Annotated in this window: 17 protein-coding genes and 1 pseudogene; 6 read left to right on the forward strand and 12 right to left on the reverse strand. The window is 61.8% G+C overall.

Annotated elements, in window-relative coordinates:
* Window positions 1-11: 11 nt before the first annotated feature.
* The 4 genes from J2J98_RS22590 to tauA all read right to left on the reverse strand — a co-directional run bounded on the left by J2J98_RS22590 (window position 12) and on the right by tauA (window position 2,952).
* The gene (locus J2J98_RS22590; RefSeq protein ID WP_207603186.1) at window positions 12-185 is read right to left on the reverse strand and encodes a hypothetical protein; all 174 of its coding nucleotides are present in this window, start codon (window positions 183-185) and stop codon (window positions 12-14) included.
* A gap of 57 nt (window positions 186-242) precedes the next feature.
* Window positions 243-1,097: an ABC transporter permease subunit gene (locus J2J98_RS22595; protein WP_207603187.1), complete on the reverse strand. Its 855-nt coding sequence runs from the start codon at window positions 1,095-1,097 to the stop codon at window positions 243-245.
* Complete coding sequence (locus tag J2J98_RS22600) at window positions 1,094-1,885, reverse strand: taurine ABC transporter ATP-binding protein (RefSeq protein ID WP_138394759.1); 792 nt, start codon at window positions 1,883-1,885, stop codon at window positions 1,094-1,096. The genes J2J98_RS22595 and J2J98_RS22600 overlap by 4 nt, the downstream gene beginning before the upstream one ends.
* A 62-nt stretch (window positions 1,886-1,947) precedes the next feature.
* Window positions 1,948-2,952, reverse strand: coding sequence for a taurine ABC transporter substrate-binding protein (gene tauA, locus J2J98_RS22605; RefSeq protein WP_207603188.1), 1,005 nt, complete (start codon window positions 2,950-2,952; stop codon window positions 1,948-1,950).
* Window positions 2,953-3,170: 218 nt separating this feature from the next.
* On the opposite strand from tauA, the gene J2J98_RS22610 reads away from it, so the two are divergent.
* Together J2J98_RS22610 and J2J98_RS22615 are read left to right on the forward strand one after the other, a co-directional pair.
* Window positions 3,171-3,914: a sulfite exporter TauE/SafE family protein gene (locus J2J98_RS22610; RefSeq protein WP_207603189.1), complete on the forward strand. Its 744-nt coding sequence runs from the start codon at window positions 3,171-3,173 to the stop codon at window positions 3,912-3,914.
* Between the two features lie 20 nt (window positions 3,915-3,934).
* Window positions 3,935-4,708: an SDR family NAD(P)-dependent oxidoreductase gene (locus J2J98_RS22615; RefSeq protein ID WP_138394559.1), complete on the forward strand. Its 774-nt coding sequence runs from the start codon at window positions 3,935-3,937 to the stop codon at window positions 4,706-4,708.
* A gap of 46 nt (window positions 4,709-4,754) precedes the next feature.
* On the opposite strand, the gene J2J98_RS22620 is transcribed toward J2J98_RS22615, so the two are convergent.
* Both J2J98_RS22620 and pdxR read right to left on the reverse strand, forming a co-directional pair.
* Window positions 4,755-6,137, reverse strand: a complete 1,383-nt coding sequence (locus J2J98_RS22620; protein WP_207603190.1) for an aminotransferase family protein — start codon at window positions 6,135-6,137, stop codon at window positions 4,755-4,757.
* Window positions 6,138-6,240: 103 nt separating this feature from the next.
* Window positions 6,241-7,884: a MocR-like pyridoxine biosynthesis transcription factor PdxR gene (gene pdxR, locus J2J98_RS22625; protein ID WP_246569433.1), complete on the reverse strand. Its 1,644-nt coding sequence runs from the start codon at window positions 7,882-7,884 to the stop codon at window positions 6,241-6,243.
* A gap of 741 nt (window positions 7,885-8,625) precedes the next feature.
* Between pdxR and J2J98_RS22630 the strand changes: the two genes are divergently transcribed.
* Window positions 8,626-11,652 (forward strand): alpha-mannosidase, encoded by a 3,027-nt coding sequence (locus J2J98_RS22630; RefSeq protein ID WP_207603191.1) that lies wholly within the window; start codon window positions 8,626-8,628, stop codon window positions 11,650-11,652.
* A 246-nt stretch (window positions 11,653-11,898) separates the two neighbouring features.
* Here the strand turns inward: J2J98_RS22630 and J2J98_RS22635 are convergent, their stop codons facing one another.
* From J2J98_RS22635 to J2J98_RS22655, 5 genes are all read right to left on the reverse strand, one after another.
* Window positions 11,899-12,813: an SMP-30/gluconolactonase/LRE family protein gene (locus tag J2J98_RS22635; protein ID WP_207603192.1), complete on the reverse strand. Its 915-nt coding sequence runs from the start codon at window positions 12,811-12,813 to the stop codon at window positions 11,899-11,901.
* Between the two features lie 14 nt (window positions 12,814-12,827).
* Window positions 12,828-13,778: an ABC transporter permease gene (locus tag J2J98_RS22640; RefSeq protein ID WP_207603193.1), complete on the reverse strand. Its 951-nt coding sequence runs from the start codon at window positions 13,776-13,778 to the stop codon at window positions 12,828-12,830.
* Entirely contained in the window at window positions 13,775-14,725 is a 951-nt protein-coding gene (locus tag J2J98_RS22645) for an ABC transporter permease (protein WP_064712315.1), read from the reverse strand. Before J2J98_RS22645 ends, J2J98_RS22640 begins: the two co-directional genes overlap by 4 nt.
* Complete coding sequence (locus J2J98_RS22650) at window positions 14,722-16,173, reverse strand: sugar ABC transporter ATP-binding protein (RefSeq protein ID WP_207603194.1); 1,452 nt, start codon at window positions 16,171-16,173, stop codon at window positions 14,722-14,724. The genes J2J98_RS22645 and J2J98_RS22650 overlap by 4 nt, the downstream gene beginning before the upstream one ends.
* Before the next feature lie 72 nt (window positions 16,174-16,245).
* Window positions 16,246-17,262: an ABC transporter substrate-binding protein gene (locus J2J98_RS22655; protein WP_064708497.1), complete on the reverse strand. Its 1,017-nt coding sequence runs from the start codon at window positions 17,260-17,262 to the stop codon at window positions 16,246-16,248.
* Between the two features lie 276 nt (window positions 17,263-17,538).
* Between J2J98_RS22655 and J2J98_RS22660 the strand changes: the two genes are divergently transcribed.
* The 3 genes and pseudogenes from J2J98_RS22660 to J2J98_RS30785 form a co-directional block, all read left to right on the forward strand.
* Entirely contained in the window at window positions 17,539-18,777 is a 1,239-nt protein-coding gene (locus tag J2J98_RS22660) for a GAF domain-containing sensor histidine kinase (protein ID WP_207603195.1), read from the forward strand.
* Between the two features lie 13 nt (window positions 18,778-18,790).
* On the forward strand, window positions 18,791-19,513 hold the full coding sequence (locus tag J2J98_RS22665) for a response regulator transcription factor (protein WP_064708499.1): 723 nt from the start codon (window positions 18,791-18,793) through the stop codon (window positions 19,511-19,513).
* Between the two features lie 78 nt (window positions 19,514-19,591).
* Window positions 19,592-19,700, forward strand: a pseudogene (locus J2J98_RS30785) (alpha/beta hydrolase); the annotation flags it as partial.
* A gap of 32 nt (window positions 19,701-19,732) precedes the next feature.
* On the opposite strand, the gene J2J98_RS22670 reads toward J2J98_RS30785, so the two are convergent.
* Entirely contained in the window at window positions 19,733-20,362 is a 630-nt protein-coding gene (locus tag J2J98_RS22670) for a TetR/AcrR family transcriptional regulator (protein ID WP_064712421.1), read from the reverse strand.
* Between the last annotated feature and the right edge of the window lie 97 nt (window positions 20,363-20,459).

Consider the following 20,459-nt stretch of genomic DNA (forward strand, 5'->3'; position numbering starts at 1 on the left):
AGATTTTGACCTCAGAGCTTCTCCGCCAACGCTTTCACCGCTTCTGCTTGCGGCGCCATGAAGTGATAAAGGTAGGTCTTCGCCATCACCACCTGTTTCAGCCGCGCCGAGTTCAGCAGGCGGGTGCCATCTTGCTGAAGGATCGCTTCCGTCTTCCTTCCGATTCGACGGCGGCGGTCGATCAAGCCGCGCTCCTGCGGAGACATGTTTCGTGAACACTGAGCGGCCAGTGAAAATATCAATCACGCCCTTCCACGCCATGGCACGAGTTTCCTTTCCAGCCAGCGCATCGCGAATTCAAACATGATCGCGAAGAAGCCTATGACGAAGATGCCCATCATGACGATGTCGGTGCGCAGGAAGTTCGAAGCATTCAGGACCATCTGGCCCACGCCTGTTGAGGCTGCGACCATTTCGGCGGCGACCAGCGTTGTCCAGCCGACCCCCATACCGATCCGCAGGCCGACAAGGATGTCTGGGAGGGCCGCCGGGAAAACGACGAAACAAAGCAGCTGCCAACGGCTGGCGCCAAGGGCGCGCGCCGCATTGATCTGGTCGGACGAAGCGGACAACACGCCGGCCCGTGCGGCAAGAGCCACGGGCGCGAAGCAGGCGAGGAAGATCAACAGAACCTTCGATGTTTCCCCGATGCCGAACCAGATGATGACGAGCGGCAAGTAAGCGAGCGGCGGCAGCGGCCGGTAAAACTCAATGAACGGGTCGAGCATCGCGCGGATGGCAGGGCTGAGGCCCATGGAAAGGCCGACGGGAATACCGATCAAGGCCGCCAACAGGAAAGCCGAAATCACGCGAAACAGGCTCATCAGAACATGTTCGGTGAGCGGAGCGCCATCGATATTGCCCTCTATGGCCGAAATGAAGGCATTCAAGACCGTTTCAACTTTGGGAAGGAACAGCGGCTTGACCAGGCCGAGATGAGTCACTGCGATCCAGACCGCTAGAACCAGCAACACGGTCAGCATGCTGATCAGGCCCATTTGAATTGCGGTCAGGGCGGTGCGGCTGCGAGCAGGCTTGGCCCGTGACGGTCGCGCGACGGGTAACTCAGCCGCAGTGTTCGACGCTCCCTCGTTCATGCCACCAACCCTTCCTTCATCTTGTCGCCTTTGTGGATCGCGGCCAGGACCTCTTCCCGGATGGCGATGAAGTCCGGCGAGGATTTGACCGCGCGTGCATCACCGCCTTCCAGGAAACGCCGGCCGAAATTCAGCGCTATCATGCGCGCGATGCGCCCGGGGCGCGGTGTCATGATGATCAGTTTTGTCGCAAGAAAGATCGCCTCCTCGACATCATGAGTGATGAAGAAAGCCATCTTGTTTGTCTGAGCCCAGACCTTAAGGATCAGTTCCTGGACCTGCTCGCGCGTAAAGGCGTCAAGTGCGCCGAGAGGCTCATCCATGAGCAGCATTTCGGGATCTGCGGCAAGTGCTCGGGCGATGCCGACGCGCTGCTGCATGCCGCCCGAAAGTTCGTAGATCTTTTTCTCGCCAAATTCGTCGAGGCTGACGAGGCTCAGCATGTGGCGTGCGCGCTCGAGTCTTTCGGCTTTCGCCATGCCCTGCATGCGTAGACCGAAGGCGACGTTGTCCACGACCGAAAGCCACGGCATCAAGGCGTGGCGCTGAAAGACCACGCCGCGATCTGCTCCCGGCTTGGTAACAGGCTTGCCGTCGATCTCGATAATGCCTTCCGTCACCGGCTGGAAGCCCGCGATGCAGGACAGAAGCGTGGTCTTCCCGCATCCAGAGGCGCCAAGCGCCACTACAAACTCGCCCGGCTGGATATCCAGATTGATGCGTGAGAGCGCGACTACGCCGCTTTCGCCTTCACCATAGTGGACGCTAACATTGCGAATCTCGAGCATCTGCTTCACCGCTCCAAACAGAAGATGGGCCAACCGCACTCCAGCTCGCCCATGGGATTGGCTTACTTGGCAGCCTTGACGTATTCGTCTGTGACGAAGGCGGCATAATCCGGGGCAAGCTCGGTCACGCGGCCCTGCTCCTTCAGGAACTCGGCCGTCGACTGTAGCGCCTTGGCCGCGCCGCCGCCCAGCCAATCGGCGGAAGCCTGTTCGTCGAGCGTCGGGAACTTGTAGGCGGCCATGCCTGCGGGAACGTCCGCTGCGTTCGCTCCGGTCCATTTGACGACGGCTGCGACCGGCTTGGAATCCGGCGTCCACGAAGCCTTGTTCGCGGTATAGTCGGCATCGGCCGCCGCAAGCAGCTTGACGAAGGTCGTCATGAACTCCTTGTTGGCGGCGGCGAACTTGTCGGTGACGACGATGCCGTCAAACGTCGCCTTGCCCTTGGCGGCGAAATCCCCGGCGCTGGCAATGACAGTGCCGCTTTTCTTGGCAACATCGAGAACCGGCGCCCAGATGAAGGTGGCGTCCACATCACCGCGTTCCCATGCGGCCGCAATTTCCGGCGGACGCATGTTGAGCAGCTTGACGTCCTTGCTTGACAGGCCGGCTTCGGAAAGCGCGTACATCAGCTGGTAGTGCGACGTTGAGACGAACGGAACGGCGACCGTCTTGCCCTTCAGGTCGGAAATCGTCTTGATGCCGCTGCCATTGCGCGCGACGAGCTGTTCTGCGTTGGCAATGTCGTCGAGGATCCAGAAGAGCTTGATCGGCAGACCTTGCGAGGCGGCAGCAGCGACAGGCGAGGAGCCCGCTTCCCCAATATCAACGTCACCGGAGGACATGGCGCGGATAACGTCGCCGCCGCCGCCGAACTTGACCCACTTGATCTTGTAGCCGGTTTCGGATTCCAACTTGCCGGATTCCATCAGGACGCGGATGGGCGTCATCATGTCCTGGTAGGCGAAGGTAACGCTCTTGTCCTGAGCCGCCGCCCCGAACGAGATTCCTAAAACGGCGCTGCACGTCACGGCAAGGGATGCAAAGGCTTTGCTGAGGCGGTTCATGGAAGCTCACTCCTTGAGAGGATCGGGAAGACGGACCCATTAAGACGGAAGCAAGCATTGTGCCGAAAGAGCCAGTTGCAGCCATCTCTCCCGCCATCTGGACCAGTGAGGGTGCGAAGAACTCTAACTGGCACCCCAGATGTGCGGGTCTGGCTCTGCCATTAGGCAGAACGCAGATTCTAGAAGCAGATCAGGCGCGAGCTGATGCTGGAGGCTTGATGGAGATATTGGCGATTGCAGCCATGACATTTGTGGCGGGCGCGTTTCGCGGCATTACCGGCTTTGGTTATGCGATGGTTGCCGCCCTTGGATTGACCAACGCATTGATTGCGCCCAGCGTCAGCGTGCCGTTCATCCTGTTCAACGATCTCGTGCTGACTGCATGTACCCTTGGCGACCGCAAGGGAGGAAGCGTGGATTGGAACGCCACACGCATCCTTCTGGTGTCGGGCTTTTGCGGAGCGCTGTCCGGCGGTTGGCTTGCCGCGTACCTGGATGCATCCACCGCCCGTATATTTGTCGCAGCTTTCGTAATGCTGGCTGCCAGCGTCGCCTTAATTCGCAATCCTCCGAGATGGCTGGCAGGCCGCGCCCTTGGACTTGCGTTCGGTTTCGCAGTTGGCCTACTTCTTTCGGCCTTTGCGGTCGGCGGGCCGCTTGCGGCTGCTTGGCTTCTCGCCGGTGGTACGCAGCGCTCCCACGTCCGCGGCACGCTGGCCGTATTCTTCGGCGTGATCGATTTGGTCAGCCTTGCAAGCCGCTTGCTCATCGGCGGGGTTGATCCACAGTTGCCCGGGCTCCTCGTTTCCTATGTTCCTGTGACCCTGGGCGGCTTTGGCGCCGGTTATCTGCTGTCCCGGTGGCTTCGGCCTAATATATGGCATCGGATAGCATCCGGCGGCCTGGTCGCAATTGCCCTGGCCGGTCTTGCGCAAGCTGTTTTCGCTCTCATCTCAACCTGATCGTCGGAAGGAATTCAAAAATGCCCCAAATAGCGCTGGTGACCGGTGCCACGTCCGGATTCGGGCAGTCCATTGCCCGACGCTTCGTTGCTGAGGGATGGAGCGTCATCGTGACGGGACGGCGTAAGGACCGGCTTGATGAACTTGTGGCGGAACTGGGCGGTGCAGCACAGGCGTATGGGTTGTGTTTCGACATTCGTGACGAAGAGGCGACGCGCCAGGCGCTTGCATCACTGCCCCCCGTGTTTCAGGGCGTGGACGCGCTTGTCAACAATGCCGGCCTGGCGCTCGGCACCGGCACCGCGGACACCTGCGACCTCGCCGAGTGGCGAACGATGATCGACACCAATATCAACGGTCTGGTCACTATTACGCGGTTAATGCTCGACGGTCTGATCGCACGGCGTGGCCTCGTCGTGAACCTGGCCTCGATCGCGTCGAACTGGCCTTATCCCGGCGGCAATGTCTATGGGGGCACCAAGGCGTTCGTCCGACAGTTTTCCCTTGGCCTACGTAGCGATCTTTCCAGCCGCGGCGTTCGCGTGACGTCGATCGAACCGGGACTATCCGAAAGCGAATTCACACTGGTGCGCACCGGCGGCGACAAGGCGGCATACGACAAGCTTTACCAGGGCGCCAGTCCGCTCCAGCCAAAAGACATCGCCGAGACCGTCTACTGGGTCGCTTCACTGCCGGCGCATGTCAACATCAACAGCATCGAGATCATGCCGGTCAGCCAATCCTGGGCGCCATTCCAGATCCATCGCGAAACGACTGCCCAACCGGAACGATGAAGGCCACGGCATGATCGGCGTAGCCCTCATCTCGTTGTTGTGTCGATCAGCCGAAAACTTTGGTCAGCGCCGTATCGACCGCACCGGTAACCTCGTCGATATCGCTGGCCGAGGCGATCAGGGCCGGGCTGAAGCACAACGTGTTGTTCAATCCCGGCAGCGACCGGTTGGTGGCGCCGATGATGACACCATTCGCCAGGCAGGCTGCGACGACGGCTTGCACCTGCTTTTCCTCAACAGGTTCTTTTGTTTGTCTGTTGCTCACAAGCTCGGCACCACAGAACAGGCCTGCGCCTCGAACGTCGCCTATGACCTCATGGCGCGTCTGCAGCTCCCACAGGTTGGCGCGGAGGCGCTCACCCATAAGCGTGGTGTTTTCGAGAAGATTCTCGTCCTCGATGATCCGCATGTTCTCAAGCGCGGCAGCCGGGCCAGCCACACAACCCCCAAAGGTCGAGATGTCGCGAAAGAAGGAAAGGGGATCGGAGGGATCGTCCTTAAAGAGGTTGAAGACTTTTTCGTTGGTAACGGTGCAAGAGATGGCCGCGTAGCCGGATGCCACGCCTTTTGCCATGGTTACGAAATCCGGCTCGATGCCAAAATTCTGGTAACCGAACCACTTGCCGGTGCGGCCGACGCCGCAGACGACCTCGTCGATGTGAAGTAAGATATCGTAGCGCCGGCAGATGTCCTGCACCGTTTCCCAATAGCCGGCGGGGGGAACGATGACGCCACCACCGGCCGTGATCGGCTCGAGACACAGCGCGCCAATCGTTTCCGGTCCCTCCCGGAGAATGACGTCCTCGATCGCCTGTGCCGCCCGTTCGCCGTAATTCGCAATGTCGCCGTACTGGCCGCGATACTCGAGGCAGTGCGGCACTTCCACGAAGCCAGACGGCATAGGTCCGTACTGCTCGCGCCGTTCCGGCTGCCCTGCTGCAGCAAGCGTTCCGATCGTCGTGCCGTGATAGTCGCGTTCCCTGTAGAGGATCTTGTATTTCTGACCGCCATAATGACGGTGTGCGATCTGCCGCACCATCTTGAAGACCTTCTCGTTCGCTTCCGATCCGGAATTCGAATAGTAGACGCGGCTCATGCCGGGCATCTTGTCAATGAGCTTCCGCGCAAAGAGCGCGCCGGGAATGGAGCCGGCTGAATTCGCAAAGTAGTTGAGCTTGACCAACTGGTCGCGCACGGCGTTGGCGATGCTCTCGCGGCCGAAGCCGACATTCACCGTCCAGACGCCGCCCGATACCGCATCGAGATATTCCTTGCCCGTGGCATCCCAGACCCGCATGCCGCGTCCCTCGACGAAGATGCGGGGATCGACGGTTTCGAACGTCTTGTGCTGCGTCAGATGGTGCCAGACATGCGCGCGATCGGCTTCGATGACGTCACGGATGTCGTTGGGTTGAACGAGGGAATTCATGATTGCCTCCGATTAAAGGATGGCATCACTTAGCATAGGTCACAGTGCATGCGCCCGGCCAAAGCGTCTCTGGCTCCATGGAATGTCCGATCTGGACCCGGCATCAGACCAAAATAGCCGGATGACAGCCCGGCTGTCTGCCATGGTCGCGCAACCCTGTGCCGGATCTCTCGACAGACTTCTCGATAAGTTTTGCCAGCCTGAAGAGCCCTGCCTCAATCCGATGGGTCGCAATCGAGCCGAAGCCGAGCCGGAGATATCGACGCCCTGCGAGAGGATCAGCAAAGAAGATGTCGCCCGCCTCGACCAATACTCCGGACTGGCGCGCCAAATCCATCAACTGCCGGCCGTCGAAGCCGGGGGGGCCCTCTATCCAGAAGCTTGTCGCACCCTGCCCCCGGATGATCCTGCATGACGGCACCAGATCGGGAAGCCGATCGGCAATCAGGTTTGCCCTCTCAAGCATCACGGCGCCGGTTCGGCCAAGATGTTGTCGATAGTGGCCGAGCGCGATGAAATTGGCGAGTGCGCGCTGGTTATTGGTCGGGGGGTGACGCAACATCAGACGGCGCAAAACCCTGAGTTCGCTGATGACCGGCGGCGGGGCGACAATGTAGCCGACACGCAGCCCTGGAGCCAGCACCTTGGAGAAGCTGCCGACATAGATGACCCGTCCTTCCGCATCCAGGCTCTTGAGGGACGGGATGTCTCCATCGCTCTCAATGGACAGATCCGCCTCATAGTCATCCTCGACAATCACGACGTTCTCGCGGCTGGCAATCTGTAGCAATTGTTGGCGTCGATCGAGCGGCATGACGGCGGTTGTGGGGCATTGGTGGCTGACAGTGAGAAAGGTGACGTCACGGCTGACAAAATCGTCGTCCGGCAACACGCCATGGCGATCGAGCGTCAGGCCAACGATGTTCCTTGTAGCGAGGCTCACCATATTGCGGACGTCGGGATAGCCCGGATCCTCTATGCCGACTGCCGTGGTCGGGCCGACGAGCAGCTGGACAAGCATCGACAAAGCCTGCTGCGAGCCAATCGTGACGATGATCTCGCCTTTGCCGGCGAAGATGCCGCGCCTCGGTAGCACCTGCACTTGCAACTGCTCCACAAGGTCGGGGTCGTCATCGTCGATCATGTCGCCGGCCCAGCCCTGTATTTCCTTCACGCTGGAAGCTGCCCGCACCGCCTCGCGCCAATTATTGGTCGGGAACAGGGCGGGATCGTATTGGCCAAATAGGAAAGGGTAGGCGTAGTCGAGCCAGTTGCGCGGCTTGCAAATCTGCCGAAGACCCGATGGTTTGATCGCGAAGCGCGACGACCAGTCGTCCACTGCATCAGCCTGATGTCGTGCCTTGATCCGACCGTTGCCGCCGGCCGCGACAAAGATGCCGCTGCGCTCTCGTGAGACCAGAAAGCCTTCGTCGATGAGCGATTGATAGGCAGTCGTGACGGTATTGCGCGCAATCCCGAGAAGGCTGGCAAGCTGGCGTGTGGACGGCAGACGCGTATTCTTGCTGAGCATGCCCGTTTCGATCGCATGGACGATCATGCGTCGAATCTGCAGGTTAAGTGCCTGTCCGTCCTTCGTCAAAGCGCCGAAAAGACGACGCCATGTCACGTCCGTGACCGCCTGCGAATTGTTCGTGCCCAGAGGTTTCATAAAGAGGGACACGCAAGACTCGGGCCAGTCTTGGATAATTTGCTCAACCACATCTAGCCTGGGATGAAGCAATCCCAACTGACCCTTCGGTTTGCGGACAATCTCGCCATCAATTTCTGTCCGGAGGCACATGAAAATAGGCAGACAGATCGCTTAGTTGGCACATCCTTCCGGGCTTCGCCAGCTTTCTTCTGCCGGTGCTGCTTGTCTGGCTGGTGCCGGAGCTTCCGGCATGGATGCATGGGCTCAACGGAATCACTGGCATTGTCGGGCTGCTGCTGAAGGTCGGCCTGCTGATACCGCGTCACAATCGTCTCGAAAGCACTGGCAAGGACGACGTAACGACTTCGTCCTGACAAGTGTTGCAGTGAAACTCCGTCGGCGCAATGAGCTCGACAGACTGCGTGGTCGACAAGTTCGATCTAATACGACGAGCCGTCGCGACCATATTATCGGTTCGGCCACGAGGTGCGAGCTTGCCCTCTGCCGGACGTGTCAGAGATTCTGAGGCTCTGGCTTTCGACGCCCTGAAGCCGTGCCCCATTTTAATTAAAAAGGTCGAGATTCGGTTTGATGGCCTCAATCTAGAGGGACATCCGGCGCGTGAAGGCAAACATGTTGGAAGATCTAATCGAGCTTCACTACAGCGTCAACAGGGGTAAGCCTGTTGATCGGGCTTGACGTGAAATCAAAGTTACTTAATCTAAGTCTCAGCAGGCCCACTGGGAGGAGGGGCCGGCAATCTCTCCGTAGCACCATTCTCATCTCCCAACGCCATGATTCCGGATCTTTCTCCGCTGATTCTCAACAGGATAAGCCATGCCGCTCACCATCGCCCAACGCCTCGATCGCCTCAAGGTCCGCATAGCTGAGCTCGCGCACTGGCGGGACCGGCAGAGTGTCCCGATCAACGGGTGGACCTTCGAGGGTGAGCCGATTGGCCATCAGCAGGATTGGCCGCATCGTGAGGGTGCGGTGCATTTTGCCGCGCGCGCCGAGGCACCGCAGGGCTGGCCGCTCAAGGATATCCGCCTGCAGCTCGATCTCGGCGGCGAGAGCCTGATCACGCTTAGCTATCCCGGTGGTGAAAGCGAGACATTCGGCCTCGATCCCTATCACCAGGAATTTCCGGTGAAGGGCCATCGCTTCTCGATTGCAACGGAAAGCGTCGCTCGTTTTCCCTTCGGCGAGCCGAATCGGGCGCCTCGGCTCAACAAGGCTCGGCTGATTTGGCTCGACGGCCCGGCGCATCGTCTGCATCTTCTGTTGCAGCAGGTCTCCGAGGCCATCGGCGTGCTGGGCGAACACGAGGTCGTGCCGCATATGATGGATGCTGCGGAGCAGGCCCTGCGCAGCCTCGATTGGCCATCGGATACCGCAGCCTACATCTCCCGCACCTCAAGCGCTGTCATGCAGCAGAAGATCTGGGAGCTGCCGGAGCTTGTATCCGGTCCGGCGGGCCTCTCCGACGAGCAGAGCGCTTTGGCGGCCGCTGCCTTCGCGGGTCTGACGGCGCGGCTGAAGGAATTGCAGAAGCGCTTCCCTCCGAACGGCGAACTGGTTTTGACCGGCCACGCCCATATCGATCTCGCCTGGCTCTGGCCCTACCGCGAGACGCGGCGGAAGATGCGGCGCACCTTCAACACGGCGCTGTCGCTGATGGAGCGCTCGCAGGATTTTCGCTTCAACCAGTCGACCGCCCATTATTACGCGCAGATGGAAGAGGAAGATCCCGAGCTTCTCGAGCGCATCAAGAAGAAGGTCGCGGAAGGAAAGTGGGAAACGGTCGGCGGCATGTGGGTCGAGCCCGACACCAATATGCCCACAGGCGAAAGCCTCGTTCGCCAGGTGCTCTACGGCCAGCGTTACTTCGAAAAGACTTTCGGCGCGCGCCATACCGTCTGCTGGTTGCCGGACTGCTTCGGCTTCTCAGGCGCGCTGCCGCAGATCCTGAGACAGGGCGGCATCGACAGCTTCTTCACCATCAAGGTCAATTGGAGCGAGACCAACCACATTCCCTCCGATCTCTTCTGGTGGAAGGGCCTCGACGGCAGCCAGGTGCTGACCCACACCTTCGACAATCCGATGCAGGGCTATAACGGCTTCGTGCAGGCCGATTGCTACCTGCCGACATGGAAGAATTTCCGCGGCAAGGTGCAGCATCACGCCTCGCTTCTCGCCGTCGGTTACGGCGACGGTGGCGGCGGCGTCACACCCGAGATGGTCGAGCGCGAAGTGCAGCTGCGCGATTTTCCCGCCATTCCGCAGGCGCGCTGGGGCACTGTCAAGGGCTTCTACGAAGAGGCGCACCAAACTGCTAGGGAAAAGCACCTTCCCGTCTGGGACGGCGAGATCTATCTCGAACTGCACCGCGCGACGCTGACGACGCAAAGCGGCGTCAAACGCAAGCACCGCCAGGCCGAACGCGCGCTGATCACCGCCGAAACGCTCGCTTCGCTCGCCCATATGCTCGGCGGCGAAAAGCCGCGAAGCCTCGAGACGGCTTGGCGCGTGGTGCTGAAGAACGAGTTCCACGATATCCTGCCCGGTTCCAGCATCCGCGAAGTTTATCAGGATGCGGAGCAGGAGCTCGGCGGCGTTATCGACCACGCAAAGGCCGAGCAGGCGAAGGCATTGCAGGCGCTGTCGGCCAATCTGCCGAAGGGCGGGGTCACCGACGCGCTGATCGTCGTCAATCCGTCGCTTGCGCCCCGGCCGGTAAGCGCGACACTTGCCGATGGCGCGGTGATCTCGAGCGCTGACATCGTCGCCCCCTTGTCGATCGCAGTCTTCGACAGGCAGGCGCTGAAACCGGCGGGCGGGCTGAAGGCCAGCGCCGACCGTCTCGAAAACGATCATCTCTCGGTCGTCATCGGCAGGGATGGGGCTGTTGCCAGCCTCATCCATAAGGCGACCGGCCGCGAGGCGGTCGATGGCTCCGCCAACCAGCTCTGGGTCTATCCGGCCGACAAACCGCGCAACTGGGATGCCTGGGATATCGACGCCGATTATGCCGAAAAGGCCGTCCGTCTCGATGCGCCCGAAAGCATCAGCCTGGTCGAAAACGGTCCGCACCGTGCGGCGATACGCGTCGTCCACCGCTATCGCAACTCGAGCGTCACGCAGACATACGTGCTCAGCGCCCATGCCAAACGGCTGGACATCGAGACGACGATCGACTGGCGCGACCGCCGCACGCTGCTGCGGACCCTGAACCCGGTCGATGTCCAGGCGCGGAAGGCGACCTTCGAATGCGCTTTCGGCGTGGTCGAGCGGGCAACGCATACGAATACGTCCTGGGAACAGGCCATGTTCGAAGCCGTCGCTCATCGTTTCGTCGATATCAGCGAGCCGGGGTTCGGCGTGGCGCTTCTCAACAATGCCAAATATGGCCACAGCGCTCGCGGCAATTTGATCGGCATGAGCCTGGTGCGCGGGCCGATCTATCCCGATCCACTGGCCGACGAAGGCGAGCAGAGCTTCACCTATGCCTTGATGCCGCATGACGGCGCCTGGTATGAAGGCGGCGTCCTCGACGAGGCGATCGATCTCAACCAGCCGCTTATAACGGCGGAAGCCAGCGGCCTCTCCGCCGGCACCTTCGCGCCGCTCGCCGTCGACGGTATTCCCGTCGCCTTCTCCGGCCTCAAGACCGCGGAGGAGGGCGAGGGCCTGATCCTGCGCCTGTACGAGCCCGCCGGCCGCCGCGGCCGCCTTTCCATCGGCCTTGCCTCCGGGTGGACAGCATCGGAGCCGCTGACCATTCTCGAAGAGCCGATGGACCGTAAGGGGCCCGCCGACATCATGCCATTCGAGATCCGCACCTGGAAGCTTGAAAGGGCCTGATGCCCGAGTCACGAGATGACGCGCCGCCGCTTAGATGCGGCGGCGTTCACCGGCAAGGCCCCGACGACTCCGCATAACCGGTGAGCAAACGGAATGACCTTTTTCGATCTCAATCGAAAACAGCAGGCAACATCCAATCTGTCCTATCCGCAGCATCTCAAATTAGACCGGCAGCGACTCAGCCGGGCCATGTGAAGGTCAGCTTCCAACGCCAGTTTCGCTCCCTTGAACGCGGCGATCACCGGCTCACGGTCTTTGGGCGCCGGTCGCGGCAACGTAGACAGAATAGAGCGAGCGCGTTGCGGCGATGAACAGACGGTTGCGTCCGGGGCCGCCGAAGGCGAGGTTTGCGACGGTCTGAGGTACGCGGATCTTGCCGATCAGCTTGCCTGCCGGATCGAAGCAGTGCACGCCATCGCCGGCACTGGACCAGAGGTTTCCCTTCACGTCAGTGCGGATACCGTCCGGGATGCCGTTGTCGATGAGGCAGAAGACGCGGCCGTTCACAAGCCTGCCGCCATCGACCACGTCGAAGGCGCGGATGTGACGCGGCAGGCTTTCGTCGTGGCTTGCTGCCGAATCCGCGACGTAGAGGATCGTCTCATCAGGTGAGAAGGCGATGCCGTTCGGCTGGATGAAATCCGTGATGACGGCAGCAAGCTCGCCGGTTTCCGGATCGAGCCGGTAGACGTTGCGTGTCGCCTGCTCCGGCTCGGCCTGATAGCCTTCGTAATTCGACATGATGCCGTAAGTGGGATCGGTGAACCAGATCGTGCCATCCGATTTCACCACCACGTCGTTCGGCGAGTTGAGCCGTGCACCCTCGAAGCGGTCGGCGAGCACGGTGATCGAGCCGTCGATCTCGGTGCGCGTGACGCGGCGCCCGCCATGTTCGCAGGAGATGAGCCGGCCCTGCCGGTCTCGCGTGTGGCCGTTGGTGAAGTTGGATGGCTGTCGGTAAACGGAGACGCCGCCCTCGGGCGTCCATCGCAGCACGCGCTGATTGGGAATGTCGCTCCACAGAAGCTGGTTCGCGTCGTTGAACCAGACGGGGCCTTCCGCCCAGCGGCAACCGGAATAGAGTTCGTCGAGGCCGGCGCTCGTCACGATCAACTGACGGAAGCGCGGGTCGTGAATTTCATAGATGCTGCCCTCGGCCATGGCGGTCTTCCTGATTATCGCATGCCGGTCCGGCGACCGCCTGCGAGCATAATGACGCTGATGATGATGAGGCCGGTCATGATGAGGCGGATGCCCGCGCCGAGCCCATAGGTATTGAGCATGGAAACGACAAGGAACATGAAGAGCGACGCGCCCCAGATGCCCGGGACGTTGGAATCGCCGCCGGCGACCGCCGTGCCGCCGATCACGACGACGGCGATCGACGTCAGCAGATATTCCGAGCCCATATTGAGCGCCGCACCGCCGGAGAAGCAGGCGAGCAGATAGCCCGCGAGGGATGCGAGCACGGCGCAGAAGAGGTAGGTGACGAAGCGCGTGCCGTCGACCGGGATGCCGGCCATGCGCGCGGCCGGCATGCTCTGGCCGATTGCCGAGATCCAGCGCCCGTAGATCGTCTTCTCGAGCAGGAACCAGGCTAGTAGCGAGATGAGGAGCGCGACGATCGCCACGTTCGGGACGCCGAGCGTATTCGAGGTGGTGAATTCCGCAAGCATGCTGGGCGGTTTGATGCGTAAGCCCCGGTTCGTCCAGATCGCCGCGGACTGCACGATGAAGCTCATGGAGAGTGTTGCGATGATCGGCGGAATGCGCAGCGCCTTGATGAGTGCATAATTGCCGAGGCCGACGACGAGGCCGATGAGGATCGCGAGAAGAAGCCCGGGGAGAATCAGCCCGTTTTCGACGTTCATCAGCTTCAGCGCCACCGTGCCGGCAAGCGTCATCGTGGCGGGAACCGACAGATCGATATTGCCGGGACCGAGCGTGATGACGAACATCTGGCCGATGCCGACGATCACCGAGAAGGCCGCGAAGGTGAGCGCGGCCTGCGACAGGCCGAGCGTGCTGGCGCCGAGTGTCACCATGACCGTCAGGAACCAGACGATGAAGGCGGCAAACCATGACCAGATCCAGGGTTTGCCGAAAAGCCTGAGGAGAGGAGTCATCGGCGGCGTTTCTCCCGTTTCTCCAGGCGGTTCAGCATCAGGCGAAGCGCGAGCACGATGATCAGGATCGCGCCCTGGGCTCCGATCTGCCAGTCGGGCGAGATGCGCAGGAAGGACAGGAACGAGCCGGCAAGCGTCAGCGTCAGCGCGCCGATGACCGCGCCGACAGGGGAAACGCGCCCGCCTATGAATTCGCCGCCGCCGAGGATCACGCCGGCGATCGACAGGAGCGTATAGCGCAGCGCGATATTGGCATCGGCAGACGTCGTCAGGCCGACAAGGGCGATGCCGGCTAGCACGGCGAACAAACCCGCCAGACCGTAGGCGGCGGCGCGAGCCGCGACGATCGACCAGCCGGCGCGCTCCACCGAACGCTGGTTGCCGCCGATGCCGCGGATCAGCACGCCGAGCGAGGACCGCATGACGAGAAGATGGGCGACGGCGGCGATGACGATGCTGGCGACGATCGCCATCGGCGCCAGCGGCGGCTTGACGGTCATCAGCCAGCGCACCCAGTCCGGCGCCTGCCCGCCCGGCGCCGGAAGCAGCAGCACGGCCAGGCCGCCCCAGACGAAGCTCATGCCGAGAGTGACCACAATAGAGGGCAAATTGCGCAGATGGATGACGACACCGAGGGCGGCATAGGTTGCGATCGCCACCGCCAGGACCAGGACGCCGATTACAGGATCGTCGCGCAGAAAGGTCGCGCTCACGCAGGCAACGAAGCTGACAAACGTGCCCATCGAGAGATCGAGATCGTTCACCGCCATGACAAGCATCTGGGCTATCGTCGCGAGCGCGATCGGCACAGCCAGGTTGAACAGCAGGTTCAGCCCGACATAGCTCATGGCGCGCGGCTGCAGCCAGAAGACAGCGGCGAGCAGCAGCGTCAGCGATAGGGCGGGAATGGCAAGACGCATGGCGTCGGACGAAAGCCGGAACGTCATGCGGCGACCCCTTCGAAGGAGGCGGCGATGATATTGCTCTCGTTGACGGCGTCGCCGGCGAGTTCGGCCGTGATGCGGCGTTCACGGAAGACGTAGACACGGTCGCAGAGACGCACCTCGTCCATTTCAGTCGAATACCAGATGAAGGTGCGGCCGCGCGAAGCTTCATCGCGGATGATGGCGTAGACCTCTTGCTTGGTTCCGACATCGACGCCGCGCATCGGATCATCCATCAGGACGACGGGCGCGCGTGTCGCAAGTGCGCGGGCAAAGAGCACCTTCTGCTGGTTGCCGCCGGAAAGCGACAATATGCCGTTTGCCATGTCGGGGGTGCGGATTTCGATCCGCCGCTTCCAGTCGGCGCCTTTGGTCTCCTCTTTATCAGCGAGAATGAGGCCGCGTCGCGAGAGGTCACCCAGCGAAGCGACCGAGAAATTGCGCAGGATGCTCCAGAGTTCGAAGACGCCGTTGAGGCGGCGGTCGCCGGCCACGAAAGTGACCAGCGGGTCGCGCTCAGGCAGCCAGTTGCCTGACTGGGCGGCATGCAGGGCAAGCAGGAGCTCGGTCTGCCCATGACCGGCCAGCCCCGCCAATCCAATGATCTCGCCCTTGCGGGCTGAAAAGGGACGGCCTGCCGTCTGATGGGACAGAACGAGCGGAGCGGTGGATTGCTCGCGCGCAGGGCGCTGGCCCGTCTCCTCCTTCGCAACGGTGCCCATGGCCTCGACCAGGCCATGATGGTCGAAGCCGCGCGCCGGGCGTTCGGCAACGACGCGGCCGTCCTTCATGACGACGATGCGGTCTGAGGTTTCGAGGATCTCGTGCAGGATATGCGAGATGAAGATGACCGAGCCGCCGCCCGCGACGAAACGGCGGACATGGTCGAGCATCTGGCGGGCGAGGCTCGCGTCCAGCGAGGAAGTGGGTTCGTCGAGGATCACCAGCCGCGGCGCAACGCCGGCGTCGGAAAAGGCCATCGCGATCTCGACCATCTGCCGCTCGGCGATCGAAAGGTCTCCTATGGCTTGGCCGCTGTCGATGCCATGCCCGGGAAAGACCGTATCGAGGCTCTTTTCGATGACTTTCGCGGCGCGCCTGCGCCAGCCGAAGCCCCCGAGATCGCGGTGCATGATGCGCGTATTCTCGACGATGGAGAGGTTGGGACAGAGCGAAAGCTCCTGGAAGACGCAGCGCACGCCGCGCGATCGCGCAGCGTTGATGCCGTAACGGTCCAGCCGCTCGCCGTCGCCCGACACAATTCCTTCATGGGGCGTAAGGCCGCCATTGATGACGCTGACGATCGTGGATTTGCCGGCTCCGTTGTGCCCGACGAGTCCGACGCACTCGCCCGGCATGACGCGGAGCGTGACGCCGTCAAGCGCCCTAACGGCCCCGAAGCTCACCTTGGCGCCATCGACGGCGATCACCGCCTTCAAAACCTCATTCATGCTGTCCGCCACACCTGCTCGGAGGGACTGCTGCGCGGCCATTTGCGGCCCGCGCAGCAATCGCCGGGAGAGTTATTTTGCCGACTCGATGACCTTGATCGCGTCTGCCTGTGTGTATTCCACATTGGCCACGCCGCCGGCCTGGGTGTTGGCAAGGTTCGTTTCGAGGTTGTCTTGGTCGATGCGCAGGAAGGGCACGACGAGGTCCTTCTTGACCTGCTTGCCGTCAAGGATCTGTTGGGCGACCCAGAAGGCGAGCGTGGAGACACCGGGCGCGATCGATACGGACATGGTCTCGTAGCCCTTCGCGTCCTTCTGCTCCTTCCACCACTTCAACTCATCTTCGCGGTTGCCCATGATAATGATCGGCATCTTCCGGTCGGTCGCGGCAATCGCCTGTGCTGCCCCATAACCATCGCCGCCCTGCGTTACCACGCCAACGATCTCGGGCAGGCTCGGCAGGATGCCGGCGACGGCCTTCTGCGCGACGTCTTGCGCCCAGTCTCCGTGAACGGAGCCGACAATCTTGAACTGCGGGAACTGCTTGACGCCCTCATGGATGCCGGCCGAGATCTCGTCGTCGACGAAGACGCCGGCAAGACCGCGGATCTCGAGCAGATTGCCACCCTGCGGCAGCTTCTTCGACAAGTACTCTACCTCGCTTCGGCCCATTTCCTTGAAGTCGACGGCGATGCGCCAGGCGCAGGGTTCGGTCACGATGCCGTCGAACGAGACGACCGTTATGCCCGCGTCGCAAGCTTCCTTGACCGCGCCGTTCAGCGCAGTCGGCGAGGCGGCATTCAACACGATTGCGTCATAACCCTGCAGGATCATGTTCTGGATCTGCGCCGCCTGTTCGGTCGCCTGGTTCTCGGCCGTGGTGAAAGGATCAGCTGCGGCAACCACGCCGGCCTTTACGGCTTCGCCCGTCACCTTGCTCCAGCTTGTCAGCATGGCTTGGCGCCAGGAGTTCCCGGCGTAATTGTTGGAAAGAGCGATCTTCTTGGCCGACGTGTCGGCAAAGGCGGAAACGGGCATGGCGGCGCAAGCAATAGCGGCCGATGCCAGAAGCATCTTACGGATTGTCATGTCTTCCTCCCTCATGATCGCGCCGGTCGGCGGATCGCTTCACTGCTGCCGGCAGAGCCGGGCCTGAGTGAAAATTGTTCTTGCACTGAGCTTCCTCCTCTCAGTAAGGGCAGGATGCGGTAGATCGGCCGGCCTGTACAGGGGCAAGGCGGCAACTCGTTTGCGGGTTTTGCGCAATAAGCTGCGGGTTTACGCAAGACGGCAGCCCATCCGCGGGCGCTTACTGGGAATGATCACGCGGGTTGAGGAGCCTGTCGTGACGGGGAGGAACTGACAATGCTGCATCTTGCACCGGCAGCCCTGTTCGAACACTATCTCGGCATCTCCCGGCTGCTCGCGGGTCAGCTCGACTTCCGCTCGGCCATCCGTTCCGTCGCGGCCGAGGTCGCCCACATCATCCCGCACGACCATCTCGATGTCTGCGTGCTGCTCGAAGGCGGCAACTATCACACGGCCTATGAGACGGGCATCGAGACCGCCTGGGGCGAGATTGCCGGCGCGCCTGTCGTCAACAGCCCTATCCGTTCGCTCCTGAGAGGTGAGGTCGAATTTCTGCTCTCGGACGACGCCATGAAAGATCCGCGCTTCCATTTCGAGGGCGCGTTCAAGCGGCCGATCGTCGAGCAATCGCTGAGGAGCCGGCTGCATGTGCCGATGAAGGTGCAGGGGACGATCATTGCAGCACTTTCCTGTTCGTCTCACCGAGCGGGCGTCTATACGATGGAAGACGTCGAGCGCGCCCGCATCATCGCCGACCTGCTGACGCCCTATTTCTTCGCGCTGCAGGCAGCCGAGCAGGCGCAACGCTCGGCTATCGTCGAGGCAGAGGCGCGTGCTCGCGAGGAAGGGTTGCGCCAAGGTGCGCTGAAGCTGACGGAAGCGCTGGAGCAGGAACGCCAGCGGATCGGCATGGACCTTCACGACCAGACGCTCGCCGACCTGACGCGGCTTGCCCGCCGGATCGATCGGCTGTCGCGCAACGGCGAGGTGACGCCCGAGGCGCTCGAACCCGTTTCACGATCCCTGCAGCATTGCATGCAGGATCTGCGGCAGATCATCGAGCAGGCAAAACCTTCCGTGCTCCAGCTGTTCGGCCTCGCCCAGGCGATCGAACATCATCTCGACCGATCGACCCGCGACACCGGCTCGGGCATCGAATGGGGCCTTGTCGATGAGACGAACGGCGCGCTGGAAAGGCTGGAGCCGACCGTCAGCGTCGCCTTGTTTCGCATAGCGCAGGAGGCAATCAACAATGCCGTGCGCCATGCCGCGCCGCTGGCGATCATGGTGCGGCTCGAAGCCAACGACGAACAGCTGTCGATCGAAATCTCCGACGACGGCACCGGGCTCGCCAAGGCGCGGGGGCGCATCGGTGGCGGCATCGACAATATGAAGACGCGCGCACGGCTGATCTCGGCGCGCTTCACGACCGGCCCCGGTCAAAACAATCGCGGGACCGCGGTGCGCGTCGTGCTGCCCTTGGCGCCGAACGCCCCAGGGGGCGAGCCAGACTGAGGAGAAAGACACGATGAAGGTTCTGATTGTCGAGGACGACCCGCTGCACCGGTCCTATTTGCACGAAGCTGTCAACGCTGCCCTGCCGGAGTGCGATACGGTGATCGAGGCGGAGAACGGAACCGTCGGTGAAAAGCTCGCGCGCGACCACAAGTCGGCGCATATCGTCATGGATCTGCAGATGGCGAGCCGCAATGGCATCGAGGCGGCGCGGACGATCTGGAAGGAGCGGCCGGAGACCCGCATCCTGTTCTGGTCGAATTATTCGGACGAGGCTTATGTGCGCGGCGTCTCGCGCATCGTTCCGGATGGCGCAGCCTACGGCTACGTGCTGAAATCCGCCTCCGACGAGCGGCTGAAGCTTGCGCTGCGCTCGATCTTCATCGAGAGCCAATGCGTCATCGACCGCGAGGTGCGGGGCCTGCAGCAGAAGAGCCTCGGTCAGACCAACGGCTTCACCGATTCCGAATACGAGATCCTCGTCGACATAGCCCTCGGCCTGACCGACCGGGCCATTGCCAAACGCCGGAACCTGTCGCTGCGCAGCGTGCAGAACCGCCTGCAGCAGCTCTACGACAAACTCGACGTCTATCAGACGGCCGGCGATGACCACGAGGACGGCCGCTTCAATCTGCGCGCCCGCGCCGTTACGATCGCTTTCCTGCGCAAACTGCTGAACTACAGCGCTTTGGAACGGGCGGAGGCGGAATTGCAGGAATGGCTCGACGGAAAATAGTTTCCGACCTCCGTCGGACACGGGAGGAATCCTCAGCCAGAAATTGGCGGAACGCGAGAAGTTCGCAGGGCTGTGCACGGCCTTTGGGGAGCGACGCATACGGGACTGCTGGTCGGGCAAAGGTATCACGAAGCGGTAAAAACTCATCATCGCCTGGCTGAGCCGCTTCGATGCAGACGAGTCATGAGACTCCTCCGCGGCCAACTAGCAGGCTGAAGCTCAGCCCTCCACACCGAGCCTCGCCAGCAGGCGACCGACATAGGCTTCCAGGCCGCCCACCATATCGAAGCGATCGGGATCGCGCAGCCAAAGCATCTGCAGGCCGTCCATCACGGCGATCAGTTCGGCTGCCATGACTCTGCCGTCGATCCCGTTGTCGATCGAGCCGTCGGCGATGGCTTGCTCGAATGTTGCAGCGATGTCATTCTCCATCTGGATGGCGCGATCGAGAAACCACGCTTTGGCGGGGTGGTCCTTCATCAGGCTCTCGGCATTAAGAATGGCGAAGGCTCGAACGACCTCGATCATTTCAGCGTTGCGACGGAAGACGTCGACCATGCCCGTGAGCAGGCCGCGAAGACCGGAACGATAATGTCCGATGAAATCCGCGCTTTCGACGTCGCGCTTGGCGAGGACGGCGAGCAGCAGATCGACCTTGGTCGGGAAGTGGTGCAGCAAGCCGGGCAGTGACAGGCCGACATCACCGGCAATATCCGCGATCGCGGCATTCTGATAGCCGTCCTCGGCAAAACGCCGCATCGCCGCTGTCAGGATTTCCGCGCGACGCTCCTCTCCCTTGCGGGACCGGCGCCGTCTTTTCTCTTCCTGTCCCGTCTGTTGTCCTGCCATCGTCTCCTGATTCACCTCTGTCACACCGCCATCGAGTTTCCGGGCCGCCCCAACCATACATCAGGCTCCACAGGTTGACATCTTAAAAATACCGAGT

The sequence above is a fragment of the Rhizobium bangladeshense genome (genome assembly GCF_017357245.1).
Classification (GTDB): Bacteria; Pseudomonadota; Alphaproteobacteria; order Rhizobiales; family Rhizobiaceae; genus Rhizobium; species Rhizobium bangladeshense.